Annotated in this window: 15 protein-coding genes; 11 read left to right on the forward strand and 4 right to left on the reverse strand. The window is 63.7% G+C overall.

The features are described from left to right. Positions 1 to 129 precede the first annotated feature (129 nt). Together AC3A3L_RS15795 and AC3A3L_RS15800 are read left to right on the forward strand one after the other, a co-directional pair. Positions 130 to 2,445, forward strand: coding sequence for an ATP-dependent DNA helicase (locus tag AC3A3L_RS15795; protein ID WP_487640988.1), 2,316 nt, complete (start codon positions 130 to 132; stop codon positions 2,443 to 2,445). A gap of 95 nt (positions 2,446 to 2,540) precedes the next feature. After that, positions 2,541 to 2,873, forward strand: a complete 333-nt coding sequence (locus AC3A3L_RS15800) for a hypothetical protein (protein WP_487640989.1) — start codon at positions 2,541 to 2,543, stop codon at positions 2,871 to 2,873. Here the strand turns inward: AC3A3L_RS15800 and AC3A3L_RS15805 are convergent. Continuing rightward, entirely contained in the window at positions 2,870 to 3,766 is an 897-nt protein-coding gene (locus tag AC3A3L_RS15805) for a hypothetical protein (protein WP_487640990.1), read from the reverse strand. The two genes, AC3A3L_RS15800 and AC3A3L_RS15805, sit on opposite strands and share 4 nt — an antisense overlap. 157 nt (positions 3,767 to 3,923) lie before the next feature. Between AC3A3L_RS15805 and AC3A3L_RS15810 the strand changes: the two genes are divergently transcribed. The 8 genes from AC3A3L_RS15810 to AC3A3L_RS15845 are packed head-to-tail and all read left to right on the forward strand — an operon-like array spanning position 3,924 to position 19,124. Further along, positions 3,924 to 4,124 (forward strand): helix-turn-helix domain-containing protein, encoded by a 201-nt coding sequence (locus tag AC3A3L_RS15810; protein ID WP_487640991.1) that lies wholly within the window; start codon positions 3,924 to 3,926, stop codon positions 4,122 to 4,124. Then, positions 4,102 to 4,791: a DUF1819 family protein gene (locus AC3A3L_RS15815; protein ID WP_487640992.1), complete on the forward strand. Its 690-nt coding sequence runs from the start codon at positions 4,102 to 4,104 to the stop codon at positions 4,789 to 4,791. Before AC3A3L_RS15810 ends, AC3A3L_RS15815 begins: the two co-directional genes overlap by 23 nt. Further along, a complete protein-coding gene (locus AC3A3L_RS15820) occupies positions 4,788 to 5,393 on the forward strand; it encodes a DUF1788 domain-containing protein (RefSeq protein WP_487640993.1) in 606 nt (201 codons plus the stop codon). Before AC3A3L_RS15815 ends, AC3A3L_RS15820 begins: the two co-directional genes overlap by 4 nt. 4 nt (positions 5,394 to 5,397) lie before the next feature. Next, positions 5,398 to 8,862, forward strand: coding sequence for a BREX system P-loop protein BrxC (gene brxC / locus AC3A3L_RS15825; RefSeq protein ID WP_487640994.1), 3,465 nt, complete (start codon positions 5,398 to 5,400; stop codon positions 8,860 to 8,862). After that, complete coding sequence (gene pglX / locus AC3A3L_RS15830) at positions 8,862 to 12,314, forward strand: BREX-1 system adenine-specific DNA-methyltransferase PglX (protein ID WP_487640995.1); 3,453 nt, start codon at positions 8,862 to 8,864, stop codon at positions 12,312 to 12,314. The genes brxC and pglX overlap by 1 nt, the downstream gene beginning before the upstream one ends. Beyond that, positions 12,311 to 14,809: a BREX-1 system phosphatase PglZ type A gene (gene pglZ, locus AC3A3L_RS15835; RefSeq protein ID WP_487640996.1), complete on the forward strand. Its 2,499-nt coding sequence runs from the start codon at positions 12,311 to 12,313 to the stop codon at positions 14,807 to 14,809. The genes pglX and pglZ overlap by 4 nt, the downstream gene beginning before the upstream one ends. Positions 14,810 to 14,820: 11 nt before the next feature. Further along, positions 14,821 to 16,977: a BREX system Lon protease-like protein BrxL gene (brxL, locus tag AC3A3L_RS15840; RefSeq protein ID WP_487640997.1), complete on the forward strand. Its 2,157-nt coding sequence runs from the start codon at positions 14,821 to 14,823 to the stop codon at positions 16,975 to 16,977. Next, on the forward strand, positions 16,974 to 19,124 hold the full coding sequence (locus AC3A3L_RS15845) for a KAP family NTPase (RefSeq protein ID WP_487640998.1): 2,151 nt from the start codon (positions 16,974 to 16,976) through the stop codon (positions 19,122 to 19,124). The genes brxL and AC3A3L_RS15845 overlap by 4 nt, the downstream gene beginning before the upstream one ends. Positions 19,125 to 19,249: 125 nt before the next feature. Here AC3A3L_RS15845 and AC3A3L_RS15850 read toward each other — a convergent pair whose 3' ends face one another. From AC3A3L_RS15850 to AC3A3L_RS15860, 3 genes are all read right to left on the reverse strand, one after another. Further along, positions 19,250 to 20,248 carry a DUF4192 domain-containing protein gene (locus tag AC3A3L_RS15850; RefSeq protein WP_487640999.1) on the reverse strand — a complete coding sequence of 333 codons (999 nt, stop codon included), beginning with the start codon at positions 20,246 to 20,248 and terminating at the stop codon, positions 19,250 to 19,252. 256 nt (positions 20,249 to 20,504) lie between these two features. After that, positions 20,505 to 21,032 (reverse strand): hypothetical protein, encoded by a 528-nt coding sequence (locus AC3A3L_RS15855; RefSeq protein ID WP_487641000.1) that lies wholly within the window; start codon positions 21,030 to 21,032, stop codon positions 20,505 to 20,507. A gap of 1 nt (position 21,033) precedes the next feature. Next, on the reverse strand, positions 21,034 to 21,879 hold the full coding sequence (locus AC3A3L_RS15860; protein WP_487641001.1) for a hypothetical protein: 846 nt from the start codon (positions 21,877 to 21,879) through the stop codon (positions 21,034 to 21,036). Positions 21,880 to 22,193: 314 nt separating this feature from the next. Between AC3A3L_RS15860 and AC3A3L_RS15865 the strand changes: the two genes are divergently transcribed. Next, on the forward strand, positions 22,194 to 23,135 hold the full coding sequence (locus tag AC3A3L_RS15865; protein ID WP_487641002.1) for a hypothetical protein: 942 nt from the start codon (positions 22,194 to 22,196) through the stop codon (positions 23,133 to 23,135). Positions 23,136 to 23,304 lie beyond the last annotated feature (169 nt).

Below are 23,304 nucleotides of genomic sequence, written 5' to 3' on the forward strand. Positions count from 1 at the left end.
GCGCAGAAGATCCTGGGGAGGGGCGCAGTCGACTGGACTAAGGAAGTCACCGCCCCGCCTCGCACCCGTCCCACCCTCCGCGCCGACGACGTACCCCTCGACGCGATCACCGAAGTCGGCGTCTCCGTCGTGGGCGCGGTTGAGGAGAAGCGTTCAACCTGGAAGCACTGGAACCTTTGGGCCGAGGCATCCCGGCATACGATGAGTTGGCGGTTCGCCAGCGCCGACGACCGCGAGGCCGTCGTCGGCATGATCGTCGAGGCCGCGAAGCAGGAGTCGCTGACGATCACTCCGCCTGATCTGGTCAGCGTGCCGGAGGTCTTCCGGCGAGCCGACGGCACCTCGCGCTTGCGGCCGCGTCACGGAGTCGTGTTCACCTCCGAGACCCTGCTCGCCGCCGAGGACCGCCTCCTGGCCCGAGCCGAAGACATGACCGCCACGGAGATCGACCTCGACGTGATCGAGCGGGTGACGCGCAAGGAGCACCTGTTGTCTGCCGAGCAGTCCGAGACGCTGGCCGGGATCGCCGTGTCCGGTCGGAGGCTCGATTTGCTCGTGGGTCCGGCCGGCGCGGGTAAGACCACCGCGATGCACGCGCTGAAGACGGCTTGGGTGGAGGTTCACGGCAAGGGCAGCGTTGTCGGCCTCGCGCCGAGCGCTGTCGCAGCGAAGGTGCTCGCCGAGGACTTGGGCATCGCGTGTGAGAACACCGCGAAGTGGCTGCACGAGCACGACCGGGGACGTGCGGAGTTCCTCAGCGGCCAACTTGTCATCATCGACGAGGCGACCCTCGCCGGCACACTCGCGCTTGACCGGCTCACCGCGCTCGCGGCCGAGGCCGGTGCGAAGGTTCTGCTGGTCGGCGACTGGGCGCAGCTTCAGTCGGTCGACGCAGGAGGGGCGTTCTCTCTATTGGCCACCGCCCGTCCTGACACTCCCGAGCTCACCGAGGTCCACCGCTTCACGCACGAGTGGGAGAAGACCGCCTCCCTCGACCTCCGGTTCGGACGGGCGGAAGTCATCAGCAGCTACGTCGCGAAGGACCGCGTCCTGGAGGGCACGACCGACGAGATGATGGATGCCGCCTATCTGGCGTGGACTGCCGACGTGAAAGCCGGGCGGACCTCGATCCTGGTCGCCGAGGCCAGCGATATGGTGATCCGCCTCAACAGGCGTGCCCGCGCCGACCGCATCGTTGCCAACCCGGTCGGCAACATCGAGGTCAACCTCGCCGACGGCACCCAGACGTCCGATGGCGACCTCATCATCACCCGCCGTAACGACCGCCGACTCCACACCCTGCGCGGCGGCTGGGTCCGCAACGGCGACCGCTGGACGGTCACTGGCGTTCACAGGGACGGGTCGATGCAGGTCCAACGCCTCGGCGTCGCCAATGGTGGGTCGGTGACGTTGCCTGCTGCGTACGTCGCCGAGCACGTCGACCTTGGGTACGCCGTCACGGCGCACCGCGCCCAGGGGATGACCGTCGACACCTCCCATGTCGTGGTGACCGGCTCGACGACGCGGGAGAACTTCTACGTCTCCATGACCCGCGGCCGAGACTCCAACATCGCGTACGTCGCCCTCGACAAGCCCGACGAAGGCCACGCCCCTCCCGAGCCTGATGAGGTGAACGCTCACACCGTCCTCTACGGCGTGCTCCAGCACATCGGCGGCGAGCTCTCCGCACACCAGATGATCGCGGCTGAGCAAGACCGGTGGTCGTCCATCGCGCAACTCGCTGCCGAGTACGAAACCATCGGCGCGGTCGCCCAGCGCGATCGTCGGGTTGCAGCGATCCGGGGGAGTGGCCTCACCGAAGCCCAGGTCGAACAGGTGCTGGCCTCGGAGTCCTTCGGACCGCTCACCGCCGAACTGCGCCGGGCCGAGGCCAACCACCACGACGTCGACCGACTCCTGCCAGTCCTCGTCGCCCGGCGGTCACTCGACGACGCCGAGGACATCGGTGCCGTCCTGATCAGCCGCCTCCGGAAGGCCGCCCAGCCGAAACGCGGCAACCGTTGCCCCTCCCCGAAACTGGTCGTCGGCCTGATCCCCCTGGCCGACGGACCCATGAGCGAGGAGATGGCCAAGGCGCTGACCGAGCGCGCCAACCTCATGGAAGAGAGGGCTGTGACGCTCGCGGAGAAGGCCGTCGAGGCGCGGGTGCCCTGGCTGAAGCGGCTCGGCACGGTGCCAGCGACCGCCGGCGCTCAGCGTCGTTGGCTGCACGAGGTCAGGACCGTGGCCGCCTACCGCGACCGCTACGGCGTGGAGGGGCGCAGGGTGCTCGGCGAGCCGAGGACCGACGCGCAGAAGCTCGATGCCGCCAGGGCAGAGCAGGCGCTCCGCCGTGCCCGAGCCATCGCCGACGACGCGGCCACGACCCAGGAGGCGCGCAGCGTCGCGCTCGAACCGCAAAGACGGTGGGCACTCGGTGGTTGAGCCTGTCGAAACCACACAGACGCAGTTCTGGCCGGGTAGTCCACAGAAGGGGCGAGGGTGCGCCCCTCCTGTCGGATCTCAGGCATAGGGAGGAGGTGAACCCCAATCCGAAGGAGATCCTGATGCTCACCGCACTCTGGAACCTCAGCGCCGCGATCCGCGGCTACCTCCGCTTCTACACGCCCACCAACCGAGCCGTCGACTGGCTGCGGTCCCCGCGCGGCATTAAGTGGGCGGTCCCCGTCGCCTTCATCGCGACGCCGGCCTATCTCGGCCTGACCGCCCTGGCCATCCAGCTCGCCGCTCGGCCCGGACTTGGCTTCCTCAACGTGCTGGTGTTCCTGTTCTTCTGGAACGCCGCAAAGTTCGCCTGGGCTGCCACGCTGGCGCCACTTTGGATGCTCAACCGATGGCGTGTTGCCGTTTAGGAGAACCGCGAGAAGGCCACCGGTGGGATGTCAGCGATAGTCAATCCTGGGCGGTTGTAGAAGGTCTCGCACACGTAGTTGTGATACGCCGCCACCCAGCGCAGCTTCGCCAGCACCTTGTTGGCTGGCTGAGATGCGAGGGCAGCCTCGACCTTTTTCTTGTGCGCGATTAGTCCGACGTCAGTGACGTTCGCATCCCATCCCTCGTCTTCGGAGACCGTAACGAGGTAGTTGACGAACGTTTGCCCATCCGCGTCGAGAAGCAAGAAAGTCCCGTACGGAGAGCTGAGTTTGTCGGCGTATCCGCCGTTGTTGTATTCCTCGCGAGCAAGTTCGATGCAGATCTCGTCGAGGACGATTCGCGGGTTATCGGCTACATTCTCCTCGATGAGGACCGCATTGAGATGAGCCGGTCCAGTCACGAATGTGTCGTCTGCGTACGCGTCCCCGACTGTGATCCCCCCGCGTAGGAGCCGTCCGCGAACGGCCATGTTGAGTTGATAGGCGGCGGCTGCCCAAATCTGGAAGAAGAGCCCGAGGTCCCGGTTGGACGTCTCCGTTGTCACCGGACTCACCACAACCAGGTTGTCGCTGAAGTAGAGGGTCCGCTGCGTGTCCGCATCCCAGCCGTCGACCTCGTCATGGAGGAAGGACCGCAGGTCGTCGTACGCGCGGAGGTCCTCTCTCAGGTCTTCGTTTGACATCCCCGTCAGGCGGGCCGATGTTCCGAGTTCGTCTAGGTAGACGACGAACGACGGACGGAGTGTCGGTCGCCCGTCTTCATCGGCGAACAGGGCGCGGCTGGCCGTGCGGGCGGCCTCGAAGCTGGCCGCACGCACGCTTCGCTCACTGTTGGCGTTCGCGATGATCGCTTCGTCGTCGAACTCTTTCACCCAACGCTCACTTCACGACGTCGGTCCTGCGGTGAGCTGGTCATACGGCTACCTTCTCATGCGACTTGCGCCGGGAACCCACAAAACCGGCATCATCCCCCTTTAGGCTGGGTCATACCCAGTCACACCCGGTTAGCCGAAGCGGAGGGTCACCGCCATGTCCGAGCCTTGGTTGTCCGCTGACGACATCGCAGCTCACTTGGGCGTCACGAAGGACACCGTCTACGCGTGGATCTCCGACAAGGCGATGCCCGCCCACAAGGTCGGCCGCCTCTGGAAGTTCCAGACGAGCGAGGTAGATGCCTGGGTCCGGAGCGGGGGCGCCGCGGTCGTCGATGACGCATCCCCTCCTGGCTGAGGAACTCCGTCCGGCGGTGCTGTCGGATGGTCCCGATATCCTGATCGACTTTGTTCAAGGCAGAGAGGAGGCACACGTCATGACCGCAGCCGCGCGCTATGCGCTGTCGTTCACGAGCGGTGCCCTTCTCGTGCGTGAAGCCCTGGTGGCCGCGCCGCTCTACCTGCGAGTGCAGGATTGGGCGAAGGTCCGTGAACTGATCGAGAAGGACAATCTTCTCCAAGCCCGCACCCGCTCGTCTGGCTTCCGGCTCGCCCGTGAGGTCGCTCAGCGACTCTCGGTGCTCACAGATGCCGAACTCGAACTACTTATCGACGCCACGCCGACCGAGCGCGGCTACCTGATGTGGGCCGCTGCCTGCCGCCGTTACGACGTCATCGGCGAGTTCGCTGAGGAGGTTGTACGCGAGCGGTACCTCGTGCTGGCCCAGACGCTCGACCACGACGACTTCGACAGTTTCATCCGGGGCAAGGCGCTCTGGCATGAAGAAGTGGCCAACCTCAAGGACACCACCTTGCGCAAGCTCCGCTCCACCGTCTTCCGCATGCTCTTCGAAGCGGGCCTGATCGCGGACGATGGCCGCATCAATCAGGCCGTGCTCTCAGCGCGGCTCAAGGACACCCTGTCCGGCGACCTCCGCTTCTTCCCGACGGGCGGCACCGCATGACGAGTGCCACCGATCTCCACAAGCAGGAGGAGCACCTGTTCGCAGTCCTCAGCGGGAAGCGCTTCCTCCAGATGGAGGGCCTGAGCAACGAGGTCCCGTTCTTTATCTACCCCTACCCACCCGAGGCGTCACTCGCGGTGGCCCAGGCGAAGAAGCGCATCAAGAGCAAGCTCTCGACGAAGCACGGCATCACCGTGCGCGAGGTCAACCTCTACGACCTGGCCGTCGAGATCCTCAAGGAACGCGGCGTCTGGGAGCGGGTCCTCCAGGCCGAACCAGACCAGGACAAGGACGACTTTCGCGAGATGCTCCAAGGGATGCTGGACCCGCAGCTCCACATCGCGCCGGCGATCCGCGCCAAGATCGAGGACGGCGAGTTCGACATCTTCTTCCTCACCGGTATCGGTGAGGTCTTCCCGTATATCCGGTCGCACAACGTGCTCAACAACCTTCAGAGCGTCGTGACCGGCAAGCCCATGCTCATGTTCTTCCCCGGCCGCTACGAGCAGTCCGACACCCTCGGGTCGTCACTCGTGCTCTTCGGGCGCCTAAAGGACGACCAGTACTACCGAGCCAAGAACATCTTGGAACAGGAAGCGTGACCCGATGCAGCTGAACGAAATCTTCGCCAAGGACGTCCAGCGCCCAATCGAGGGCGTCATCAAGGCGGACGACGCCGCACACCTGGGCACCGAGGTTGAGGAGTACGTCCTCACCAATGAGGCCGCTAAGGGCCTCGAGCTTCTTCTTGAGGCCTACACGAACTACACCAACGCCAACGGTGTCTGGATCTCGGGCTTCTTCGGCTCCGGTAAGTCGCACCTGCTCAAGATGCTCGCGCACCTCCTTGGGGACGTCGAGGGTCAGGAGTTCGACCGTGCACAGGTCTCCGAGAGCTTCCGGTCCAAGGCGACGGGTGCATTCCTGCCCGCCCTACTGACCAAGGCTGATCGCGTCCCAGCCAAGAGCCTTCTGTTCAACATCGACCAGAAGGCAACGCTCATCACCAAGGACCAGACCGATGCCTTGCTCAAGGTCTTCGTGAAGGTCTTCGACGAGAGCCGGGGCTACTACGGCAACCAGGGCCATGTCGCGCGCTTCGAGCGGGACCTCGATAAGAGGGGTCAGTACGACGCGTTCAAGGAGGCGTTCGAGCGCATCGCCGGTATCCCGTGGTCGCAGGGTCGGGAGCAGAGTGCGCTGGAGGGCGCGAACATCGACGCCGCGTTCGCTGAGGTCAACGGTGAGGCGACCACCGGCATCATCAAGCAGTACCAAGCGTCGTACGCCGTCTCGATCGAAGACTTCGCGGACGAGGTCAAGGCATGGCTCGACAAGCAGCCCGACGGCTACCGCCTCAACTTTTTCGTCGATGAGGTCGGCCAGTTCATCGGCTCCAACACCCACCTCATGCTCAACCTCCAGACCATTGCCGAGAGCCTCAACACCAAGTGCGGCGGGCGCGCCTGGGTGATGGTCACCTCGCAGGAGGACATGGACAAGGTCGTTGGCGACCGCACCCGACAGCAAGGGAACGACTTCTCCAAGATCCAGGCGCGCTTCAAAACCCGCGTGAAGCTCACCAGCGCAGACGTCGAGGAAGTCATCCGCAAGCGCCTGCTGGAGAAGAACGGCACCGGCGAGACCGCCCTCCAGGCGATCTACGCCGTCGAGTCGGCCAACTTCAAGACGCTCTTCGACTTCGTCGACGGCGCGAAGACCTACCGCAACTACACCGACGAGGCACACTTCGTCGGCACCTACCCGTTCGTCAGCTACCAGTTCCCGCTGTTTCAGGCGGCGATTGAGGGCATCTCTGACCACAACGTCTTCGAGGGACGCAACAGCTCGGTCGGCGAGCGGTCGATGCTCGGTGTCGTCCAGCAGGTTGCCAAGGACATCGGCGACGTCGAGGTCGGCACGTTGGCCACCTTCGACCACATGTTCGCCGGCATCCGAGCGTCCCTGAAGTCCGCCGCGCAGCGTTCCATCGACGTCGCCGAGCGCAACCTCGACAACCAGCTCGCCATCCGGCTCCTCAAGGCACTGTTCCTCGTGAAGTACGTCGACAGCTTCCAGGCCACCCCGCGCAACCTGACCGTGCTCGTCTACGACCGGTTCGGCCTCGACTTGCCCGCGCTCGCCGCAGACGTCAAGGAGGCGCTTGCCGAGCTGGAGCGGCAGACCTACATCCAGCGCAACGGGAACGTCTACGAATACCTGACCAACGAAGAGCAAGTGATCGAGGAGGAGATCAAGAACGTCGACATCGACGCCTCCGAGGTCAGCGCCCAGCTCTTCAAGATCCTCTCCGCCGACGTGATCAAGACGAACAGGATCCGGTACGCCAAGAACGGCCAGGACTTCCCGTTCGGCTTCAAGCTCGATGACCAGGTCCACGGACCGCAGAAGGAGCTCTCGCTCCACTTCATCACCCCGGAATACCCGTACGAGCCCGAGCAGATCCGGATGCATAGCGCGGGCAAGGACGAACTCCGGGTCATCCTCGACCCGGACGACCGTCTGCTTTCGGACCTTCGTCTGCTGCTCAAGACCGACAAGTACACCAAGCGCAAGCGGACCACTTCGCTATCAGCCATCGAGGAGCAGATCCTCCAGTCGAAGGCCACGCTGAACCGCGAGCGCGAGAAGGAACTGGTACAGCGGATCCGGAGCGCGGTGGGCAAGGCCTCCCTCGTCATCAACGCCGCCGATGTTCCCGCGTCCTCGCAGGATGCGGTCGGCCGCGTGACCGAGGGGTTCCAGGAACTAATCAGTCGCACCTACACCCAGCTCAAGCTCCTCGGTGGCGTCACCTACGGCGAGCAGCAGGTCGCGGGTGCTGCCAATCCGGACAGCGGCCTGTTCGACGCCGACGCGCTGCTCAAGATCAACCAGCCCGCCGAGGAGGTCCTGTCAACGATCCTTCGCAAGGACGCTCAGGGCGAGCAGGTGACAATGAAAACCATCGTCGACACCTTCCAGGCGAAGCCCTACGGCTGGGATCTCGGGTCGATCGAGGTCATCGTGGCTTCGCTGATCGGTGGATCGAAGATCACCGTGACAGTCGATGGCAACGTCCTCAAGCGCAGCGAGGTCGCAAGCGCGCTGCGCAACACGCAGAAGCACGGTCACGAGATCCTTGCGCCGCAGAAGAGCTTCGACGAGCGCAAGGTCGCCAGCTTCCGCAAGTTCTGCACCGACTTCTTCGACGAGGGCAACGCCCCGAAGGATCCGCTGGAGCTTGCTCGCCACGGGGCGGACAAGCTGAAGGGCAAGCTCGATGAGCTGAAGGCAACGATCAGTGGTTCGAAGTACCCGTTCGTCGAGCAGCTCAGCGGCCCCATCAGCCTCCTCGAACAGGTCGTGGGCAAGCCCGACGACTGGTACCTGAGCGGCTTCACCCTCGGTGACGACCTGCTCGAAGCCAAGGAGAACCTGATCGACCCCATCCAGTCGTTCCTGCACGGAGCGCAGAGGTCGATCTACGACGACGCGGCAATGCTCCTCTCGACGCACAGCAGCAACCTCAGCTACCTGCCGCAGGGCAGCGACGAGCCCATCAAGACCGCTCTCGCCGACCCCAACGCTTTCCGCGGCAACAAGATGGCCATGCTCAAGCAGGGAACCGACCACCTTCGCAGCCAGATCGACGGCATCGTTGCTACGAACCGAGCGACGGTGACGGTGGCCATCGAGGGCCGCAAGACCGAGCTGCTCGGCAGTAGCTACTACGCCTACGCAACGGAAGAGGCGCAACGACGGGTGACGCAGCGCATCGATCAGACGCTCCACCGTGTCGCCACCGAGAGCCAGGTAGCGCTCATCCTTCAGATCGGTTCGAACTTCGAGGCCAGTGACTACCCGTCGTTGCTCGACCTGCTCGCTGCTTCCCCCGTGCAGCCCGACCCGGAGCCGGCGCCCAAGAAGCAGACAGTGTCCGTGAAGACGATCGCGGTTCCGGGCGCTTCCGGCGTTCTCGAGTCTGAGGAGGACGTCGACAAGTACATCGCCGCGCTGCGAAGCGCGCTCATCCAGACCCTCAACGACGGAAAGCGAATCACCCTCTGATGGAAACCGCACCGCTGAAGAACTTCGCGACTTGGGCTCGCAACGAGCTCATCCGCGAGGTCACCGCGCGCATCGCCGCGGTGCTGGCACCCGGATCGTCGGAGCGAGTGGAGCAGGCGAAGGCGGTTGCCGCCTTGGAGAAGGCAGTCACGGCTGCCGGTGGTGGAGACAAGGGTCGCGCTGCGGTGGCCGACAAGGTCGCCTACACCTGGTTCAACCGGATCGTCGCGCTCCGCTTCATGGACGCCAACGGCTACACGGGGATCGGCGTTGTCTCGCCTCAGGCAGGCGTGGAGGTGGGCCAGCCCGAGATCCTCGCCGAGGCTAAGCGCGGAGTGATCGACGCCGAGGTCGTCAGCGACGCGGTCGTCAAGACCGCGGTCGCCCTGCTCGACGGAACTCGCGCGAGTGGTGATCCGCAAGGCGAGGCGTACGCGTTGCTGTTGGAGGCGTACTGCAACTACTGGCACAAGGCCATGCCGTTCATGTTCGAGCGCGAGGGTGACTTCACGGAGATGCTTGTCCCGGCGAACCTGCTCGCCGATGACTCAGTGCTCAACCGCTCGGTCAAGGTGCTGACCGAGGACGTCTGCCATGACGTCGAGGTCATCGGTTGGCTTTACCAGTTCTACATCTCGGAGCGGAAGGACGAGGTCTTCGCCGGGTTCAAGAAGAACAAGAAGGCCGGCGCCGACGAGATCCCGGCAGCCACCCAGCTCTTCACTCCGCACTGGATTGTTCGATACCTCGTCGAGAACTCTCTCGGCCGCCTCTGGATGCTCAACCGGCCGAACTCGGGCTTGGTCGCCCAGATGGACTATTACATCGCTCCGGTCGACGAGGAGACCGACTTCCTCGAGATCAGCAAGCCCGAAGAGCTGAAGGTCATTGACCCGGCCTGCGGCTCGGGCCACATGCTGACCTACGCGTTCGACCTCCTCTACGCCATCTACGAGGAGGAGGGGTACGGCCCCGCCGAGATTCCGGGACTCATCCTCGCGAACAACCTCTACGGCACCGAGATCGACCCGCGCGCAGGAGCGCTCGCCGCGTTTGCGCTCACCATGAAGGCTCGCGCAAAGCAGCGAACCTTTTTCAATAGGCAAGTCGGGCCGAACATCTGTGTGATCGACCCCATCTCCTTCAGCTCTGAAGAACTGGACATCCTCGTCACTAAGCATGGGGACCGTTACGCGGAGGAGGCGTTCTGGAATCAGTTCGCGGAGGCGGACACGCTGGGGTCTTTGATTCAGCCCGACGCCGACCTGACGGTCCGGCTGGCGCGCCACCTGGAAGCGCTTGACGACGAGGGAGACCTGCTCAACGCCGACACGATCGAATGGGCGACGCGGGTGGTGATGCAGGCCGAATATCTCACTCCGCGGTACGCCGTGGTTGTGGCAAATCCCCCTTATATGGGCGGATCCAGCATGGGTGCGCGTCTTTCAGAGTTTGCGAAGTCCGAGTTCCCCGTTTCGAAGGGTGACCTTTTCGCGATGTTTATTGAGCGGAATCTTGATCTGGCGTCCCCGCGGGGATACGTCGCGATGGTCACGATGCAGTCGTGGATGTTCCTGAGTTCCTTTACCTCACTTCGCGAGCGCCTCCTCGAGGAGGCAGCAGTCGCCACAGCCGCGCACCTTGGTCCCAACGCGTTTGGCTCCATCTCGGGGGAGGTGGTGTCAACCGTTGCATTCGTCGTTTCCAAGGTGCTCCGTGAGCACGCGGCCGCCGTCTACTTCAGGCTCGTCGATGGGCCATCAGAGCTGACGAAGAGTTCGCAACTGCTGGAGTCGGCTCGAACTGATCATCCGGACCGCTTCGTCGTCGACCAGGCTGACCTCCGCAAGATCCCGGGCTCGCCTATCGCGTATTGGGTGGACCACAGCCTTGTCGACCTCTACTCGCAACCGCTCATCGGTGACAGGTTCGACATCAAGGCTGGCGTTGGAACTCGGAACGACGACCTCTTCATGAAGTTCTGCTGGGAAGTGAGCGAGAGTCGCGTCGGACGAGGGCGGCGTTGGGTGCTCACGGACAAGGCAGGTGAATTCCGGAAGTGGTACGCCGGCTTTGTCTACGTAATGGACTGGGAGAACGAAGGCCATCGAATCAAGAACTATCGCAACCCGGATGGGTCGCTGAAGTCCCGGCCGCAAAACATCCAGTTCATGTTCCGTGAAGGCGTGACGTGGGGGAAGATTGGAGCGGGTGCTGCGAGCTTCCGGTGGCGGCCAGAGGGATACGGGTTCAACGATGCGGCTCCAGCTATCTTCGGTGCCGGAGCATTCGATCTGCTTGCCCAACTTAACTCAGGTGTCGGTCGCCGCTTGGTTGAAGTCAAGGGCTCCACGGTGAACGTGCAGACCGGGATGGTGGCTGAACTCCCAATCGTTCCGCTTGACGGGCCCGTTCGCGACCGCGTCCGTGAGTTGACCCAGCGCGCGGTGCAGATTGCCAAGGACGACTGGGATTCATTGGAGATCTCGCCGGAGTTCAGATCGACGCCGTTCTTGGACGTCACGGGAGTTGACGGCTCGCTAGCAGCCCGGCACCTGGAGGTCGTGCGCGCTCAGGAGGTGGCCGTGGCAGAGCTCACCGAGATCGAGACTGAGATCAATCGGATCATGGACTCTGCAATCGGCGGTCCGACTGATTCGGTTCCCCAGGGCACCGGCGCTGTCACGCTGCTCGCCGATCCTCGCTACCGATACGGCCGCAGGAAGGCTGACGAGGTGGAGTCTCTGCGAAGGGGCGATGCTGTCCGAGACCTCGTCTCATACGCCATTGGGTGCATGTTCGGCAGATTCAGTCTGGACACGCCTGGCCTGATCCTTGCCGACCAAGGTGCGACCTTGCAGGACTACCTTGCGAATGTTCCGTCGCCGACCTTCACGCCCGACGCCGACAACGTCATCCCGATTGTGGACGGCGACTGGTTCGAGGACGACATCGTCGAGCGATTCCGTCAGTTTCTGCGCGCAGCGTTCGGCGAGTTGCACTTCGAGCAGAACCTGCGCTTCGTTACCGAGGCGCTCGGGGTGAAGAACCTTCGCGACTACTTCGTGAAGTCCTTCTACAAGGACCATGTCCAGCGCTACAAGAAGCGCCCGATCTACTGGGTCTTCTCCAGCCCGAAGGGCTCGTTTAATGCTCTCATCTACATGCACAGGTACACGCCGTCGACCGTTTCGACGGTCCTCAATGAGTACCTTCGTGAGTTCCAGGCCAAGCTCAAGGCGAGCCTTGACCACGCCGAACGTTCAAACAATGCGAAGGAAGCCGATCGGCTCCGCAAGATCCTGCTGGAGCTCGACGAGTACGAGCACGACGTGCTCTACCCCCTGGCGTCGCAGAACATGGCCATCGACCTCGACGACGGCGTGAAGGTCAACTATGCGAAGTTCGGAAGTGCCCTCAAGAAGATCGTGGGCCTGGAGGCGGCTGTATGAGCGAAGTCTCCGCGGTCCGTCCGCACCTGGAGCGCCGATTCGCGGACCAACGAGTCGTGTTCTGGCACGACCCTCTTGGCCAGTACACCGCCGACCTTGATGGCCTCGACTTGCCGGGAGTCACACCCCTGCGTGTCGCCAATGACGAGTACGGCATCAAGCACCGGTTGCTCCACCAGCAGCCTGACGACAAGTTCCTCGTCTACCGCACCGGTCAGCCGCCCGCGGGAACACGCAACTGGCTCCTCGATCTCGAGCTGGCCTACGGCGTATTCACCGCCGACCGGAACTCGCTTGTGTCGCAGGACCTCGGGCTGAGGGCAGACGGCATCGACGAGGTCGTGCAGGCTCACGAGAAGTTCTTCAACGCGAGCAAGCGCGTCCAGGGCCTCAAGGCACTGCTGACACCTGACGATGACGCAGCCCGGCTGCGAGCCAAGATGTCTGCCGTTGTGATCGGCCAAAGGGAGCACAGCCTCCTTGAGATCACCCGGACGCTGCTCATCGAGAACTCCAAGGGTTCGGGCACTAAGTACGACGCGCTTGTCGACTACGGCCTGGACGACTTCTACTGGCAGGGCGTCGCCTCGATCTACGGCTACGAGGCGACCTCGCCGAGCATCGACGACTTCATCCTCTGGATCTTCCGCAGGGCCATCGAAGGCTTCAGGTCCGACCGCCCCGGCGGACTCCAGAACATCCAGCTGGACTTTGCGAGCTTCCGCAACGACCGGCGCAGCCAGCAGGCACTCGCGACCCTGGCGAGGCGCGCGTCCGCCGACCTCGACTACAAGGCAAGTATCGAGGAGGCCGGATTCCGCGAGCTGGTAGCCGCCGACCTGTTCGAGGAGACCGATCGCAAGATCATCGCGGACCTCGCGCGGGCTGTGACGGAACAGACGGTCACCGCCCGTGAGGTAGCCGAAGTGGTCCGCGCACGCCAGAGCAGCGTGTGGATCGATGGCTACCGCCAGCTCTACACGGCCATCGCAGCAGCAGCAGACCTGTTGTCTGAACTGAGCACGATCGACTTCACGTTCTCGACGTTCGACGAGGCGTTGGAGCGCTACCGCAGCGAGTGGTTCCGTATCGACCAGCTCTACCGCCAATTCACCTATGCCCGCCGAACCTTCGAGGGACCCCACCCACTCGACCCGCTGCGGGAGCAGGTCGAGAAGCGCTACACCAACAAGTTCGTGTACGAGCTGGGCAACGCCTGGCAGAAGCAGGTGGACGAGGCCGAGTCCTGGCGCTCGGCCACGGTCAGGTCGCAGAGATCGTTCTATGGCGACTACGTCGAGCAGCTGGTCCGCGAGGACAAGAAGGCGGTCGTCATCGTCTCCGACGCGCTCCGCTATGAGGTCGCCGAGGAGCTGGGCTCGCGCATCCGGCAGGAGGACCGATTCGACGCTGAACTCGAGGCGGTTCTGGGGGTCCTGCCCAGCTACACGCAGTTGGGGATGGCGGCCCTCCTGCCGCACCGGACACTCAAGCACTCGCCGGACGGCAAGACAGTCCTTGCTGACGACCGGCCGACCAACGGAACCGCATTCCGCAAGAAGATCCTGGATACGGTCGGCGGGACGGCGATCCAGGCCGAGGACTTCAAGGCGCTGAGCCCGGAGGAACGGCGTGAGCTCTTCAGGAACAACCGCGTCTTGTACGTCTACCACGACGTCATCGACGCCACCGGTGACAAGCAGGGCACCGAGCGTCGAGTGTTTGAGGCCGCTGAGCAGGCGCTCGGCGAGTTGGTCGACCTGGTGAAGAAGGCGGCGAACGCCAACGCCACCAACATCTTCGTCACCGCCGACCATGGGTTCCTGTTCCAAGACGAAGAACTGCCCCAGCAGTTCTTCCTCTCTGAGGCGCCCCACGGAGACAAGATCCTGGTCAAGAACAAGCGCTACGTCCTTGGTCACGGACTCAAGGTCGACTTCGCGTTCACCAGGTTCAGTGGAGTCCAGCTCGAACTCGACAGCGACATCGAAGTGCAGATCCCCAAGTCGATCCACCGACTTCGCCTGCCCGGCGGGGGAACACGATTCGTGCACGGGGGAGCGACCTTGCAGGAGGTCGTCGTCCCGGTCCTCGCGGTCAACAAGAAGCGCAAGAGCGATACCCGGTTGGTCAACGTCAAGGTGCTGCCCGATACCGACAAGATCACCACCGGGCAGCTTGTTGTGAAGTTGTTCCAGTCCGAACCGGTCAGCGACAAGGTTCAGGCGCGCGTGCTGCGAGCTGGCCTCTACGTTGGGGAGACCCTGATCTCCAACGATCCTCAGCCGGAGCTGACCTTCGACTCCGCTTCGGGCGAGCAGCGCGACCGGTACCAGAGCATCCAGCTCCTGCTGAACAAGGATGCCAACGACTACAACAACCGGGCCGTCGAGTTCCGGCTCGAAGAGCGGATCCCCAACACGAACCAGTGGCGCGTCTACGAGAAGGCGATCTACACCCTCAAGCGCTCCTTCACCTCGGACTTCGACTTCTAGGGCGGGCTGACATGACTGAAGACACCGACCTCCACGTGGTCGACGACGACTTCCCCGACGACCTGGCGGCGCAGGAGGCCGACGACCAGACGCCCGAGCAGTCCGATCTCGACAAGAAGATCAACCAGCACTTCGCCGGAGTCGTCGTCCGTAAGGATCTGGTCAAGGCCGTCAAGGGCAACGCCATCGTCCCGTCGTACGTCCTGGAGTATCTCCTCGGTCAGTACGCCGCGTCCGATGACGAGGCCACGATCCAGGCCGGCATTGGTTCGGTGCGCCAGATCCTGGCCGACCACTACGTCCACCGGAACCAGTCCGAGCTCGTGAAGTCGACCATCCGTGAGCGCGGTCGCTACAAGATCATCGACAAGGTCACGGTCACGCTCAACGACAAGGAAGACCGATACGAGGCCGAGTTCTCCAACCTCGGAATCAAGGGCGTGATCGTGGAGGCGGCCACCGTCAACGCGCACCCGAAGCTGCTCGTCGGCGGCGTCTGGTGCATCTGCGACATCGACTACTTCCACTTCGACGATGCCCGTGTCGTTCCGTGGCAACTCGGGTCACTCAAGCCGATCCAGCTGTCCAACTTCGACTTCGACAGCTACACCTCTGCGAGGCGCGAGTTCACCACCGATGAGTGGATCGATCTGCTGATCCAGTCCATCGGATTCAACCCCGAGCTGTTCGGCCGGCGCGCCAAGCTCATCCAGCTCGTGCGGCTAATCCCGTTCGTCGAGCGCAACTACAACTTGGTCGAGCTCGGCCCCAAGGGAACCGGCAAGTCGCACATCTTCTCGGAGTTCTCTCCGCACGGCATGCTGATCTCTGGTGGAGAGGTCACCGTCCCCAAGCTCTTCGTCAACAACTCCAACGGCCGCATCGGCCTGGTCGGCTACTGGGATGTCGTGGCCTTCGACGAGTTCGCGGGCAAGAAGAAGCGCACGGACAAGGCGCTCGTCGACATCATGAAGAACTACATGGCGAACAAGTCGTTCTCGCGCGGTGTGGAGACCTTGGGCGCCGAGGCATCGATGGTCTTCGTGGGCAACACCTCCCACAACGTGCCACACATGCTCAAGCACTCCGACCTGTTCGATGAGCTGCCCGAGAGCTACCACGACTCGGCGTACCTCGACCGCCTGCACTTCTACATTCCGGGCTGGGAAGTCGACACGATCCGCGGCGAGATGTTCTCGGACGGGTATGGGTTCGTGGTCGACTACATCGCCGAAGTGCTCAAGTCGATGCGGAATGCCGACTACTCCGACCGCTACCAGGAGCACTTCACGCTCGGCTCCGACATCTCCACGCGTGACCGCGACGGCATCCACAAGTCGTTCTCGGGCCTGATGAAAATCATCTACCCGCATGGGGAGGCCACGAAGGACGAGATCGAGGAGATCCTTCGGTTTGCCGTCGAGGGGCGCAAGCGGGTCAAGGACCAGATCCTGCGGATCGACACCACGATGGTCGACGTGAGGTTCGGTTACCTCGACAAGGGCGGCGAGTGGCACGCAGTCACGACCTTGGAGGAAGACGAGTACCCCGCGTACTACCACCAGACCCGTCCCGAGCATGGCGGAGGCGACACGACGGGCGCCAGTGCACCTGGCGGGGGAGAGGCACCGGTTTCGGCGCCCGGCGAGGACGCCGCCAGCCCCGAGCCACTATTCGAGGGCCATCGCGAGTTCCAAGAGAACCAGCGTGGCGTCTCCTACGAAAAGCTCCTGTTGCCGTACCTAGCCGGGGCCTCCGAGATCACGATCGTCGATCCCTACATTCGGCAGTTCCATCAAGCTCGCAACTTCATGGAGCTGATCGAGGCACTGGCCCTCGTGAAGGACCCGGCGGACGAACTGAAGGTCTTCCTCGTGACGAGCGAGAACACCGACGGCCCCGAGAAGCTGCAGAAGCAGATGGAGTTCCTGCTTCGCGTCAAGCAGGCTGCTGCGGTCGCCGGGATCACGCTCGACGTGAAGTTCGATGGCACGATCCACGACCGCTCAATCGTCGCCAACTCCGGCTGGCGCATCAATCTCGGGCGGGGCCTCGACATTTTCCAGTACGTCCCGAACGACGCATTCGACCTCGCCGTCAAGCTCCAGCAGTACCGCCAGGTCAAGTCGTTCAGTGTGACCTACATCCGCGAGGGCGGCGGCTCATGACGGCTGTTTGGAACGACGATGCGATCACGTCTGCCCACGAGGACAAGTTCGGACGCGCCGGCTGGGCAGCGAAGCAAGCGAAGCTGATCGACGGTAACCACTCCGTCGCTTCGAGCCTTGTCTACGGTCTCGAAGGGCCTTGGGGCAGTGGGAAGTCCTCCGTCCTGTCGATGGTCGAGGATGCGCTCGGCGAGATCGACGACTCTTGGCAGGTCGTCTACTTCACGCCGTGGGCAACAACCACCCATGAAGAGCTCTTTTCCGAGTTCTTTGCGGCCCTGACCTCTGCCGTTCCGGCCGAGGAAGGGTACAAACCCCTCCTCGGCAAACTCGGCGCCTATGGGAAGGTGGCGATCCCGCTTCTTGGAGCGGTGCCGGTAATGGGAAGCGCTCTGGCGGACTCAGTCGATCGCCTCAGCGCGAAGATGGCTAAGCCTTGGAAGATGGTCTTCAGTGAACTCGCGCAGTCGCTGAAGGACGCTGGGCTCAAGATCCTCGTGGTGGTCGACGACATCGACCGACTCTCGCCCGACGAGTTGCTCACGCTCCTGAAGGTCATTCGACTCATTGGGAGGCTCCCGGGGATCGACTACCTCCTCGCCTACGACGAGAAGACGCTCGCTGAGACCCTCACCGCTGCCCGGCTGACCAACGCGATCTCGACAACGCACGCGCGGCAGTTCATGGAGAAGATCGTCCAGTACCCGCTTCAACTGCCGCCGCTACTGGAGTCGGTCGCGATCCGCCTTCTCATCAACGGCTTGAACGAACTCCCTTTGACAGACAGGTCAGTCGCTGCACTCAGCGCGGAGGGCTTTCAGGGAGTCCTGGCGGACGTCATGCTCTCCCGGCTCTCGACGCCGAGGGCGATGGGGCGCTTCTTGGCGCAACTCAAACACACCTTTGACGTCGTTGACCAAGACGAGTTCGATGCTCGCGACCTTGTCCTCGTGGCATTCATGCGTCTGCACTTCCCGGACATGCACAGAGTACTGCCGAACTGGCGCGCTGAGCTGACAGGCCTGGGCACTGTCCGGACCTACAAGGCTGCGATCTCGAAGGACCCCGAGGAGAAGGACGCTTGGAAACACGAGTTCTTCGAGACCGTCGAGGCTCTCGATAGGGACGACGCCGCGAGGCTTGCAAGGGGCATCTTCTCGAGGCTGACACTCTCCGCCGGCGGGGGCATTGGGTCAGCCGAGGACACAGTTGACGATCCGCCCAACCGGATGGAGAACCAGACCTACTTTGATCGGTACATCGTCTTCGAGGTTCCTGACGGCGACGTACCTGATGGTGTGCTCACAGCCGCGCTGAACGGGGCATCGGGCGGCGACATTGAACCGTTGCGAGAACTTGTCATGGGCGACGACAACGACAAGTCGATGCTTGTGATCACACGAATCGACAAGAGATACAGCCAACTGGTTCCTCGCGGCCAGACGACCGCAACGGACGCGCCGGTCTCCGTGAACATCTTGAAGGCTGCGGCAATTCTCCTCGATGGCGTGCCGGACAGCGATCAGGAGATCCTTTCGGGAAGAAGATTCCTGAGCAAATGGGCGGCGACAGTCCTGCGTCTCGTGGCCGAGACCGCGGAGGTCGGGACACTCCAGCAAGCCCTAGATTCCTGTGGCAACTACGTCAAGCGCATCGAAGTGCTGTGGAAGCTGAAGAACGAGCGATTCCTCACGGAGGCGGCGACGACGGCTCGGGACCGGCTCTTCGACCTGGAGGGCGAGCGTGCGGCGCAGGTCGTGCTCGACCACCTCGCGTCCGGGGATGACGCCGATTTGAAGGTCTCAACGACGATGTTGCTCACGGTGATTCTGGAGTCCGCATCATCCGACAAGTTCTCCAAGGAGGTGCAGGAGCGCATCGCCGCGGGCACTCTCGACCTGCCGACGGTCGCCTCGCGGTGTGTCCAGTTTGACTGGTCGCGGGAGCAGTACGTGCTGGACAACGGGAAGCTCCAGCAGCTGACGGAAGTCTACGTCGACCCGGCCTCGGAGTACGTGCGCACCTCGGATGATTCTCCGGCTCCGGTCTGGACGATTCGCCAGCGTCGCGAATGGGTCGAGCAACTGCTGCGCTCTAAGGACGAACGCCAAGCTGGAGCGGCGGAGCCCAAACAAGATCAAGATTGATCCGACATCCAGGGTCGAGCCTGGCCGCCGAATGGGTCGGCACCGGGCGGCGCTTCACGAGGCGAGCCAAGGCGCCCTCCAAGAGGCTTGGGGGAGTGCGGCGGTACGAGATGTCCATGACCGCCTCACATCCCGTGTGCGGGCCGCACAGCGGCCTCCGGGGCGACCGTCCGAGTCTGGGCGGACGCTTCTGCGCCGCGATCCGTGGTGAGGGTCTTCAATGCCTCCCATTCGCGTGGGTGCATGCCGCTCTGCACGGCGGCGGCGACGAGGTTTGCGAGCGCGTAGGGCTTGTCCCCGGGGACCTGGTCGAGTGCGCACCACGCGAGCGCGCCGTGACCGCTAAGCCAGCTCGCGAACCCGAGCAGGGAGGCCGGGGCAGCGCGGACCTCGTCCGGGGCGCGCCTGGTCATGTCGGTCCAGAGCGCGACGTGGGAGCCGGCGTTGCCTCGGTTCATGTCGAGCCATAGTCGGTCTCGGGTCGGGGTGGACTCGATGGCGACGAGGAGGCGGGCTGCGTCGGCGTCGGAGAGCCGCATGCCGTCGCGGTGGAAGCGTTGCATCCGGCCGAGTGCCCAGCGGCCCTCCACCTTGGCCGTGTTCTCCCGTGCAGCCGCACGAGTCTCCGGGAGCAACGCCGCAACGGGCTCCCGGTCGCCGACAAGCGACTCAGCGAGGGACTCACGGCTCACGGCCGGCTGAGCGCGTCCGCTGAGCACGGTGGCCGCGGCGACGGTCTCGCGGGCAGCGTCGGTGCGCAGCCCCATGTCGCCGGTGTCGAGATCGGCCCAACGGGTCTCGTCGGCCCACAGCAGGATCGGCGTACCGATGCCGATGGTCCCGAATCGGGCGGCGAAGTCCTTGCCGACGACGTGGGCCTGCTCCCGGTCGGCGCTGAGACAGACGATGGCGACGTTCGAGTCGGGCTGGGCATAGCGGCGGAAGGCGTCGTTGATGGACTGCCAGACGCCTTCGCGGTCACGGGCGGTCGTGGGGATGTCGACGCGGGCGACTGGGAGATCGGATCGCAATGGGAGGAATACGATCGACTCTTCGGGTTGGAAGCCGAGCAGATGGGGAATCGCCGCGACCAGCTCGTCGGGGGAGCGTATGGAGAGCTTCATGCCCCTCAGGTGTGCTGGCCGCGGCGGGCGGCCAGGAGTCGCCGACGGACTGTCCTTGCGCGCCCGCCGAGGTGAGTTCGCGTGGCTTCGTTGTCTGGGATCGCGGCGACAGCGAGACCCACTGCCCTTCGGGCTCGCAACCAGAACTCTCGGTCAGCGACTTGTGAACCCGGTGGTGCGATCGCTGTCGACCTTGGCACAGCCCATGATTTCCACGCGGTAGACGATCGAGTCCTGTCTTCTCGGGCCCCAACGCTCAGGAAACGAAGCGGCTCGTCGCGCCCTGAAGCGTGTCTTCAACCAGGGCGTCAGGCACCCCCGCCAGACTTGCGACTTTTCGCAACGTCGGTTCCCAACTCGTAGAGATCAGTTCCGAGAGGGCGCGTCGATCCACCCGCGACACTGCCCGGCCAGCCACGGGTTCGCGAACCAGCGTTGCGCCAAGTAGGGAGAAGACCATGACGAGCATCGAGTCGCTGTCAGGGTGCAGGAAGTAGAGGGAGCAGGGCCAGCGCTGGTTGAGGTCTCGGTTGAACGCCGCTACCTCGGGAATGTCCCAGAGCTCGCGAGGATCGTCCGAGTACCCTTCCCACACGAACTCGACCGCGGCGCGGTGCTGCTGTATGGCTGCGGGAGTGCTCATTAAGTTGGCGTAGAGCCACCCGGCGAACGCGGCGGCATCGCAGCCTTGCGAAACGTCGTGCTCGATCGGTATCACGGTCAATACGTCGTTGTGCACGGGGCTTTCGGGCTCGATGTGCCGCCGACGGTTAAGCCATCCCATGTCAGTGTCCTTTCCGAACGAGAGCAGTTGCGTTCGGGAGCGAGGCAGCCTCGGGGTCGACGAAGATGTCGTACAACGGGTCCTTGCGTTGGACGGCCTTCACGGCCAATGCGAGCTCAGCGGCCGCACCAGGTGTCGTCCCAACGGTGGCTTTCACCTCGGCAGATGCGGCTGCGAACCAGATCCGGTGCCTACTCACTGCGGCGAGGTGCAGTCCGCTCAGTGCGCCCTTGGCAGTGTCCGAGGCATCCACGAGCCGAGCCGAAATGCTGTTGGCCATCTTCTCGATGGGGACGGTGAGGTCAGCCGGATGGAAGACGTCCAAGTTTGAGGTGCGCGAGCGCTGGGGGGTCTTCAGTTGTCGTTCCGAGCGCTCGTACCTGAGGGTCCGGACGCTTCCCAGGGTGCGCTCCGTGAGGCGGGCCCCCAGGCGCTGGCTGAACTGGTCGGCGAACGGGTCTCCGTCGCCGAATGAGATCGGTCCGGTTACGACCAGGTCTGGACCCAAGCGACGGACTTCGCAGTCCTGCCAGACCTCAGCCAGGTCATGGTCGTGCTCGTCGAACGCTGGGCCGAACTCTTCGAGCCAAAGGCTGCGAAGCCGAACCGCCACCGCCACGGCATCGAGGGGCGGTGCGTCGGAGGCCGGCGCGTCCACTGGTTGCGTGGGTGGGTATCCGCCACCCTTGTCTGCCTGCGCAGTGGGTGCGCCGCCCCAGATGCTGGCGCGACCCTTGCGTGTGCAGATCTCATCGCACACGGCACGGACCGCGGCCGAGACTTCGTCGAAGTACATGAGATACACCGAGCCCGACCCACCGAGAACCGCGTCTCCGTGCTCCTGCATGCACCCCAGGCACAACTCGACCCGTACGCGCTCGCCCCGGACCATGAGTGGGGACTCATAGCGCGCCGGCGTCCCGCACAGCTCGCATTCGAGCTCTTCGACAGGACACACCACGGTTCCCGCAGCGGGCCGGTCTCCGGCGCCTCGTCATCGGTGAGGTCCCATGCGCGAGCGAGGTGGTCGAGCACGTGCGAGTCCGGAGGCGGAATCGGGTTCCCGACCGAATCGAATCCCGCCATCCTCACGGCGAACTCGGCGTGGAACCTGCTGATCAAATCGACGACGTCGGCATCGGGCTGTTCCATGAGTGCCTGATGAACGTAATCCTCGGCACGAACGGGGACGGGGACCAACGGATCATCGGCATTGAGCATGACGGGACTCTGGCAGAACCCACCGACACGACATGCAAGGGGGGTTTGTCGCGGCACGTCGAGGCGGCGAGGGCGAATCCCAGACCGCAAGCGAGCGAGTCGGGAGTGTTCGCTCGACTCAGGCCGCGGAGCGTGTCGTTCGCCCGGCCGAAGTCAGGAGAGATGTCGGCACTTGAAACTAGACTCTGGCTGAGCAACCGGATCTGCGGATTCAGGAGAGTGGAGAGAATCGTGCCAGTCGTTCAGATCACCTACGACGTACCGCTCGACATCGCCAACGGTCTGGCGACGGGTGAACTCTCGATGCTTGGCACTGCGGCGGTGCGGAACAGCAAACACATCGCCGCGCATATCCGGGAAGTCTCCAGGACTATCAGTGATGGCGACGAGCCCGTTGCCGCGGCAATGGTGAAGAGCGCTAAGAACCCAACGTTCGTCATCATCGGTATCGGAGTCGTTGCTGTGGCAGCCGTCGGCGGTGGCGTCGCTGCATGGGCTCGGAGTAAGAAGAAGCAGTCGGCTGCGGAGAGCGAAACCCCGGAGTGCGTCCTGAACTACAACGCCTCGCTGGCCGCGTACTTGGAGGCAATCGGCTCCGGGAACCTTGACTCCGGCCTCATCGACCGCCTCATCGCAGACTTGAATGTCCTCAAGCAGACCGCAGACAGCGGCTCGATTTCGCTCGATCTGTCCCTCGAGGAGTCCGGCAAGCTCGTGCACATCATCGCTGACTACACGAGCAAGCTGGCCGAAGCGAACTCGGTCGAGCTGAGCGGTCTCGATGAAGCAGACGCCGACTTCGCCGACTCCGCCGACTGCGTCATCGTCGACATGCGTCGATACCTTGAGGCGCAAAGGCAGATCTTCGACGAGTCGGCCTGAAGACGGTCCCGTGATGCGAGGAGCCCCTACTGCCATTGCAGGTGGTTGTGAACGTCGGAGCCTGCTGACAGCAGGGCGCACTTTGGGCGCACTTTAATTCGCAACGGCCCGCAAACGGCCGCCGCCACCAGCCGGGTCTGAAATCGGCATCGTCGCAGGTCAGCGGCCA

It is taken from the genome of Nocardioides sp. Soil_C_8 (assembly GCF_057656315.1).